Annotated in this window: 5 protein-coding genes, 1 tRNA gene and 1 pseudogene; 2 read left to right on the plus strand and 5 right to left on the minus strand. The window is 71.8% G+C overall.

The features are described from left to right. Positions 1–168 (minus strand): annotated as a pseudogene (locus CWIS_RS19545) (alanine dehydrogenase); the annotation flags it as partial. A 119-nt stretch (positions 169–287) separates the two neighbouring features. Between CWIS_RS19545 and CWIS_RS14190 the strand changes: the two are divergent. Further along, positions 288–1,043: a fructosamine kinase family protein gene (locus CWIS_RS14190; RefSeq protein WP_048343971.1), complete on the plus strand. Its 756-nt coding sequence runs from the start codon at positions 288–290 to the stop codon at positions 1,041–1,043. A gap of 15 nt (positions 1,044–1,058) precedes the next feature. Here the strand turns inward: CWIS_RS14190 and CWIS_RS14195 are convergent, their stop codons facing one another. Next, positions 1,059–2,267 carry an AI-2E family transporter gene (locus CWIS_RS14195; RefSeq protein WP_048343972.1) on the minus strand — a complete coding sequence of 403 codons (1,209 nt, stop codon included), beginning with the start codon at positions 2,265–2,267 and terminating at the stop codon, positions 1,059–1,061. A gap of 168 nt (positions 2,268–2,435) precedes the next feature. On the opposite strand from CWIS_RS14195, the gene CWIS_RS14200 reads away from it, so the two are divergent. After that, positions 2,436–2,518 (plus strand) — tRNA-Leu (locus CWIS_RS14200). A gap of 91 nt (positions 2,519–2,609) precedes the next feature. Here the strand turns inward: CWIS_RS14200 and CWIS_RS18140 are convergent. The 3 genes from CWIS_RS18140 to CWIS_RS19550 all read right to left on the minus strand — a co-directional run. After that, complete coding sequence (locus tag CWIS_RS18140) at positions 2,610–5,996, minus strand: family 43 glycosylhydrolase (RefSeq protein ID WP_082156487.1); 3,387 nt, start codon at positions 5,994–5,996, stop codon at positions 2,610–2,612. Then, positions 5,993–7,564 (minus strand): alpha-N-arabinofuranosidase, encoded by a 1,572-nt coding sequence (locus tag CWIS_RS14215; RefSeq protein ID WP_048343973.1) that lies wholly within the window; start codon positions 7,562–7,564, stop codon positions 5,993–5,995. Before CWIS_RS14215 ends, CWIS_RS18140 begins: the two co-directional genes overlap by 4 nt. 65 nt (positions 7,565–7,629) lie before the next feature. Then, positions 7,630–8,245: LacI family DNA-binding transcriptional regulator (locus CWIS_RS19550; RefSeq protein ID WP_048344014.1), on the minus strand; the 616-nt coding region annotated here is incomplete at its 5' end.

Here is an 8,245-nt window from a genome sequence, read left to right on the forward strand (position 1 = left end):
CTCCGCGCCCGCGGCGCGGTACTCGTCGTCGCCGATCGCCGATCCCGAGCCGGCCCCGGTCTGGACGAGGACCCGATGCCCGTCGGTCACGAGCTGGTGGGCGCCCGCGGGCGTGAGCGCCACGCGGTACTCGCGGTTCTTGGTCTCCTGCGGGACTGCGACGATCATCTCGGCTCCCTGGGTGCGTGGGCGGGGGTGTGCCCGGCGTGCGGGTGCGGCGCGCCGGGTCGCGGCGCTGCCGGTCCCAGCATCCTTCGTCGGCGAGCGTCGCGCGAGAGGATCACGGGGTGTTCCGCAAGAGCAGACCCGGCACCCCGAGCGGCTTCTTCGCGTGCGAGGCCGCGGGTCTCGAGTGGCTGCGGGCGGCCGCGGGGACTCCCGTCGTGCGCGTCCTGGACGTCGCCGAGGACCACCTGGACCTCGAGCGGCTCGTCGCCGTCCCGCCGAGTCGCGACGCGGCCGCGGCGTTCGGTCGTTTGCTGGCACGCACCCACGCGGCGGGCGCGCCCGCGTTCGGCTCGCCACCCGCGGGCTGGGACGGCGACGGGTGGTTCGGGCCGCTCGACGCACCGCTGACGATGCCCGCCGGGCGGCACGAGCGCTGGGGCGAGTTCCTCGCCGTGCGGCGGCTGCGACCGCTGGCGGCGCTGCTCCTCGGGATCGCACCGACGAGCGTGCTCGACAGGCTCGCGCGCGTCGCCGACCGCGCCGAGCAGGGCGCGTGGGACGACGACGAGCCGCCCGCTCGCCTGCACGGGGACCTGTGGGCCGGCAACGTCGTGTGGACGCGCGTGGGCGCGACGCTGATCGACCCCGCGGCGCACGGCGGGCACCGCGAGACGGACCTGGCGATGCTGGCGCTGTTCGGCCTCCCTCACCTGGACGAGGTCCTGGCGGCCTACGACGACGAGCGGCCCCTGCGCGAGGGCTGGCGCCGCCGCGTCGCGCTGCACCAGCTGTACCCCGTGGGCGTGCACGCGGTGCTCTTCGGCGGTCACTACGTCGCGCAGCTGGGCAGGCTCCTCGCGTCGCTGCACACCTGAGCAGCCGGGCGGGGCTCAGACGGGGGCGTCCTCGTCGCGGACCCGAGCGCCCTGAGGCCCCATGCCGTCGTCCGCCTCGTCGACCGTCATGGGCGGGTCCAGCGTGCGCAGCCGCGAGAAGATCGCCCACGCCACCGCGACGAGCGGCACGCTCACGACCGCTCCGAGGATGCCCGCGGTGAGCGTCCCGCCGGCGACCGCGAGCGCCACGACGACGGGGTGGATCGAGACCTGCTTGCCCATGACCAGCGGCTGCAGCACGTGCCCCTCGAACTGGCCGATGAGCGCGATCCCGACACCGACGAACACCGCCGACCACAACCCGTTGGCCGCGAGCGCGACGATCATCGCGATGACCATGGCGGCGGGCGCGCCGACGAGCGGGATGAACGCGCCGATGAACACGAGCACCGCGAGCGGCGCCGCGAGCGGCACCCCGAGGATCAGCAGCAGGACGAACGCGAGCATCCCGTCGGTCACGGCGATGATCACGGTGCCGCGCGTGTAGCCGGAGAACGTGTACCAGCCCGCGCCACCCGCCTGGATCCAGCCCTCACGGAAGCGCTCGGGCAGCTGGTTGAGGAACCACGTCCACATCTCGCGCCCGCGCGCCAGGAAGAAGACCGTGCAGAAGATCGCCAGCGCGAGCGACGTGAGCACCTCGACGACCGACCCGGCACTCTGCGCGGCCTGACCGGCAAGGTCACCAGCGTGGTCCTGCAGCCACTTCTGCCCGTCGTTGATCCACCCGGCGATCTGCTCGCTCGTGATGCGGAACGGCAGCTGGCCGCTCTCCAGGAACTCGACGATCTGGCCGAGCCCGTCGCTGAACCGGTCGGACAGGTCCTCCCACTCGTTCGCGACCGAGTAGCCCACGTACGTCAGGAGCCCGACGAAGAACAGCACACCCGTGAGGATCGCGACGCCCGTGGCCACGAACCTGGGCAGGAAGCGCGCGAGCAGCTCGACGAGCGGGCGCAGCACCGCGGTGAACACCAGCGCGAGGAACACCGCGATGAACAGCAGCTTGACCTGCGCCGTGGCGTAGAACACCATCCCGACGGCGATGACGACGACGATCGCGCGCCACGACGCCCCCGCGAGCGAGCGGAGCCAGCGCGGCGCGTCGTACTCCACCGCAGGTGCGTTGCGCCGCACACCCGCGACCCGACGGGCCGGTCGCGTGCCCTGCTGCGCTCCGGCACGCTCGCCGGGCTCCGCCATGCGTGACCCCTTCCGCTGCCTCGTCGGCGGCCGGAGCACTGCTGCGAGCCGCCGCCGTCTCGTCTCTGCCCGAGTCTGCCCCTCCGGGCCGATGCAAGCGCGGCCGACTCACCGTGCTATCTTTCTGCCGCACCACGGGGCGCCTCCGGGCTCCTCGATGGTCCACCTGTCCGGGTGGCGGAATGGCAGACGCGCTAGCTTGAGGTGCTAGTGCCCGTAAGGGCGTGGGGGTTCAAGTCCCCCTCCGGACACTCGTTGAGACAGCGAGCATGACGGCTCCGGGCTTCGGCTCGGGGCCGTTCGTGTCTGTGCCGGCAGTCACGACGTGCCGCGCGTCGGGCGTCATGCGTGCACCGTCCCCGTCTCGTCCCCGACGACGGCCGTGGAAGCCACCGGGGCGACGGAGGCGACGGCCCAGGCCGGCAGGTCGATGTCGATCTCGAGGACGCCCGACTCGGGGACCGGCACGGTCCACCGGCGCAGGTCGTCTGCGATCGCCTTCAGCTCGGCGGTCTGGGCGCGCGTGAGGTTGAGCGGCTCCCCCATCTGGTGCCATGCCTCGGCGGCGTTGCCGTGCTCCCAGTCGAGCAGCTCGACCTGGAAGACGGTCCCCGGCTCGAGGCCCGCGACGGTGTGGCGGACCCGCCGGGCGGTGCCGATCTCCTTGTACAGGCGCGCCGCGGCGTACGAGTCGTGCTGCTCGACACCGCGGGTGCCCATCTCGGCGGGGTAGTTGAGGAACACCGCGGACACGCGGCCGTCGTCGGACGACCGGGTGATCATGCCCTGCTCGTCCTGGTGCACGACACGGTCGCCCAGGCGGTTCAGCATCGCGACGGCATGGAACGTGGGCTTGTGGATGCCCTGCTCGTTGACGAACCCGAAGCCGCCGTGGAACGGGCCGAGCCCCGCACCGCCCTCCTCGAAGATGTCCGTGAACGTCCAGTAGGAGATCGAGTCCGCGAGCGCGGCGCCCTTCAGGAACGCACGCGTGATGTACGTCGCGGCGAAGAGGGTGTCGTGCGTGCGGTCCCGGCTCGACGGCGAGCTGGACCACTCGGTGATGTGCAGCTCGGCGTCGGGGTACGGGCTCGCCGCGATGAGCTCCTGCATCAGGCGCAGGTCCTGCTCGGTGGCGTCCACGTGGCGATGGATGGCCGTGAAGCCGCTGCCGGTGCCGTCGGCCGCGTAGTCCGTCGGGTACAGGTGGGTCGAGAGGAAGTCGACCGGGAGGTCCCGCTCAGCGCAGTAGTCGATGAGCTCACGGACCCAGACCGGCTGCCAGTCGAGCGCGTCAGGATCGGGTGCCCGGCCGGTGGCGAACTCGGCCGCGCGGTCGTAGGTCTCGCCGGCGTAGCGGGCGTCGGGCACGAACACGGACGTCGACGGGCCGCCCACCTTGAGCTGCGGGTCGATCGCCTTGAGCGCGCGCGCCGTGGCCTCGTAGAGCTCGAAGTACTCGGTGCGGGTGCCGGTCCAGAAGTGGGGCACCAGGTTGGGCTCGTTCCACACCTCGAACCGCCACTGCCGCACCTCGTCGAGGCCGTACCGCTCGATCCAGTGCCGCACCGTCTCGCTCACAAGGCGGACCCACTCCCCCATGTCGGTGGGCGGGCTGCAGTGCGCCTTCCACCAGAACAGCGTCTCGGTCTGCGTGGCCAGCTCCCGGGGCATGAACCCCAGCTCGACGAACGGGCGCGCACCCGCGTCGAGGATCGCGTCGAACACCATGTCCACGTAGCTGAAGGTGATCTGCGCCTCGGGCAGCACCTCCGGCGGGGCGAAGCCGCCGCCGTAGGTGGCGCGGTAGACGAACATGTCGTCGTGGAACAGGCCGTGGAACCGCACGAAGCGGACCCCCAGCACGTCCACGGCCTCACGGAACTGGGCCTGCCAGTCGGCGCGCAGCGCCTCGTTGGCGCGGCCCGCGCCCACGCACTGGTTCCACACGTGGTTCAGCGGTGCGTCCGACGGCGTCGCGCCGTCCACTCGCAGCTCGTCGAGAGCGTGCACTTCCTGCGGCATGGAGATCTCCTCTGGTCCACGCGGTGCCTCCTGGGGTCCGTCCCCGCCAGGCACCTCCCGATGGTGTGCTGACGGCCCGCGGCCGTCGATGTCGTCGCCGACCCGGAACCAGTCGACGTCCACGTGCCCGCCGGTCTCGGCCGTGGCGTAGCAGAAGATCGCGAACCGGTACCCGGTGAAGTGGTCGAGGCTGTACTCCATCGCCAGGTCGTCGCCGATCGGCGACCAGGCGGCACCGTCGAGCGAGTGGGCGAACGTGGCGCGGTCGGCGGCGTCCCGGAAGTCCACGTCCACGCGCAGCAGGACCGTCTCGGCCGTCAGCGGCACGGGAGCGCTGGTGAAGGCGACGCGCCCCTGCCGGTCGGCACGGCGCATCACGAGCCGCCGGGCGCCCTCGGCCATCTCGACCGCCACGTACCCGTACTTCTGCTGGTACGCGGACAGGCCGGCGACGTCGCCGTCCCGCATCGCGGAGACGTCCAGCGAGATCGCCGCGGCGCTCGTCGGGCCGCACGTGCGCTGGGTGAGCGTGTTGCGGGCGTCGAGGATGCCCGACGCGATGCTGCCCGTGGTCAGCCGCAGGTGGCCGGGCCGCTCGGTGAGCGACCAGAACCGGTTGTCCGGGTTGTGGTTCCACTGCCACGACAGCCCGAGGCTCGAGAAGTTCCACGCGTTCTCGTCCGACGCCGTCAGATCACCGGAGTCGGACGTGTTCCAGTAGCCGGCCGGCGTGGGCTGGTTGTCGAAGTCGTCCGAGACGAGGAGGTCGGTCGCTCCCGCCGACGGCGCCCCCGCGGAGACCGTCATGGCGTCGAGCGCGTAGACCGGCCACCCGTCCTCGTCCCAGGTCACGCGCGCGAGCTGCGGTGAGCGCCCGAGCGGCCCCTCGTCCTGGAAGAGCATGGCGTACCACTGCCCGTCAGCCGCCTGCACGACGCCCCCCTGAGCGACGCCGTCGCCCTGGCGTCCCTCGACCGACACCGCCTGGCTGAGCACCACCCTGCCCTCCCAGCTGCCGCCCTGGGACTGTGGCGTCAAGGACGTCGACCGCCACACGACCTGCTGGCGGAGCCCGTCCGTCGGCCACTCGATCATGAAGACGTAGTAGTGGTCGCCGACCTTGTAGGCGTGCGCACCCTCGGCGCTCAGCCCGCTGGTCTGGTCGACGTCGGCGTCCTCGACGAGCCGTGTCGCCGGGCCGTCCCAGACGAAGGTTCCTGAGTCGTCCCGGCCGAGCCGGCGCAGGTCGATCACTCCGCTGCCGTAGACGAGGTAGGCGTCCTCGTCGTCGAACAGGAGCGACTGGTCGTGCGCGTAGCCGTCGAGGACCGACCTCGTCCACGGCCCGTGCTCGATGCTCGGCGTCGCGTAGACGTACGTCTTCTGGGTGGTCAGGCTGCCGACCGAGACGTAGAACGTGCCCTCGTGGTACCGGATGCTCGCGGCCCAGGTGCCCTGCCCGTAGGCGTTCTCCCCGTTCCGCAGAGCAAGCGCGTCCGTGTCGTCGAGGATCGGGCCGGTGTAGCCGACGATCGACCAGTGCACCAGGTCGCTCGAGCGCAGGATCGGCACGCTCGGCGCGAAGTACATGGTGGTGCTGACCATGTAGTAGTGCCGACCGTCGTGGACGACGTCCGGGTCGGGGACGTCCGCGAAGATGACCGGGTTCGCGATGGTCAGCGCCCGGTCGCCACGTCCCGTCAACGCAGGCCCAGACTGACGGTGACGTAGGAGTGGGCGGGGAGGTCGACCTCGAGCCCGCGCGCGTGGGGCCGCACACCGTGGTGCGCGGTGGGCGCGACGGCGTCGAGATGCTCCGGCGTGTTGTGCGCGTCCAGGACGGGTGCGGTCAGCACGCGCGCCTCGTACCCGACGACGTCGCGGCCGCGCAGGTCGAGCACGACCGTGCGGTCGGCGTCGATGTCGAGGTTCGACAACGAGACCAGCGCGGTGTCGCCCTTGACCGAGGCGGACGCCGACACCAGCGGGAGCTCGGTCCCGTCGGCGGTCCGCGTCGGCACGCCCCGCAGGTGCACGGCGAGCGCGGCGGCGTCATGGTGCCCGACGTTCATCGCGAACACGTGGTACGTCGGGGTGAGCACCAGCGCGCCCGTGTCGGGATCCGTCAGGACCATGGCCTGCAGCACGTTGACGGTCTGCGCGACGTTCGCCATCACGACCCGCTCGGCGTGCCGGTGGAACGCGTCGAAGTGCACCGACGCGACCAGCGCGTCGCGCAGCGTGTTCTGCTGGTACAGGAAGCCCGGGTTGGTGCCCTGCTCCACGTTCCACCAGGTGCCCCACTCGTCGACGACCAGGCCCACCTTGCGGTGGGGGTCGTAGCGGTCCATCACCGTCGAGTGGCGAGTGAGCAGCTCATCCATGCGGCGGGCCCGGGCCATCGTCGTGTACCACTCGTCGGTGCTGAACCCGGTGGCGTCGCCCTTGTCCGCCCACGAGCCCGACATCGTGTAGTAGTGCAGCGACACGGCCTGGAACGGCCGGGCGGGCTCGGCCGGGTCTGCCGCCAGGTCGTCGAACGAACGCATCAAGGTCTCGGTCCAGTGCAGGTCCGCCTCGTTCGCGCCGGCCGCGACCCGGTACAGGGCGTTGCCCCCGTGGTTGCGCGAGTAGGTGGCGTAGTGCCGGGCCAACGACGCGAACTGCTCCGCACGCAGGTTCCCGCCGCACCCCCACGCCTCGTTCCCCAATCCCCAGAACGGCACGCGCCACGGCTCGTCGCGCCCGTTCGCGCGGCGCAGCGCCGCCATCGGCGAGTCGTCCGCCCGGGTCAGGTACTCGACCCAGTCCGACATCTCGGCCACGCTGCCGGACCCGACGTTCCCCGACACGTACGGGTCCGCCCCGAGCAGCTCGCACAGGTCCATGAACTCGTGGGTGCCGAACGCGTTGTCCTCGACGACGTCGCCCCAGTGCGAGTTGACCATCCTGGGCCGCTGGTCGCGCGGGCCGACCCCGTCGCGCCAGTGGTAGTCGTCGGCGAAGCAGCCGCCCGGCCAGCGCAGGTTCGGGATCCGCAGGTCGCGCAGGGCCGCGACGACGTCGGACCGGATGCCCCGCACGTGCGGGACGGGCGAGTCCTCTCCGACCCAGAACCCGCCGTAGATGCACCGGCCCAGATGCTCCGCGAAGTGCCCGTACACGTGCCGGCTGATCGTCGCACCGGGCAGGTCGAGATCGATGATCGCTGTCGTGGTGGTCGTCGTCTCGCGGACTGCCGTGGAGGCAGGCGGAGGCACAGGGGTGCTCACGAGGGTGGTCTCCTTTGACCGGGTAGCGACGTGGGTGACGCGACGAGCAGCTCGCTCGGGTGTGGCTAGGCGTCGCCGCGAGTGGATCCACGCACGACGAGGCGGACGGGTGCGACGACGTGCTCGGCAGGGCCGGTCCAGCCCGACATCTGGCGGTGCAGCAGTCCGACCGCCGCCTCGGCCACGCCCTCGTGGTTGGCGTCGACCGACGTGATGCCCGGAGGGACGAAGCGCGACATGTCGAGGTTGTCGAACCCGGCGAGCTGGACGTCGTCGGGCACACGGAGCCCGGCGTCCGCCAGGGCGGACAGGGCTCCGAGCGCGACCATGTCGGTGACGGCGAAGACCCCGTCGAACGGCAGCCCCGAGGCGATGACCTCGAGCATCGCGTCGCGACCACCGAGAGCCGTGTAGTCGCTCACGGGCACGACGTAGGCCGGGTCGGGGGCGAGCCCGGCCTCGCTGCACGCGTGCTCCCACCCGACTCGGCGGTCCGTCGTCATCATGTGCGCGGCGTCGAACGAGCATCCGAGCGCCAGGATGCGGCGCGATCCACGCTCGATCATGTGCGCCGTGGCGAGGCGGGCACCCGACTCGTTCGCCAGGCGCACGTGGTTGAGGTGGTCGGGGACGTCGCGCTCGCCCAGCAGCACGATCGGCTTGGCGGTGCGCACCCGCCCC

This window comes from Cellulomonas sp. A375-1 (genome assembly GCF_001040865.1).
GTDB lineage: Bacteria > Actinomycetota > Actinomycetes > Actinomycetales > Cellulomonadaceae > Cellulomonas > Cellulomonas gelida.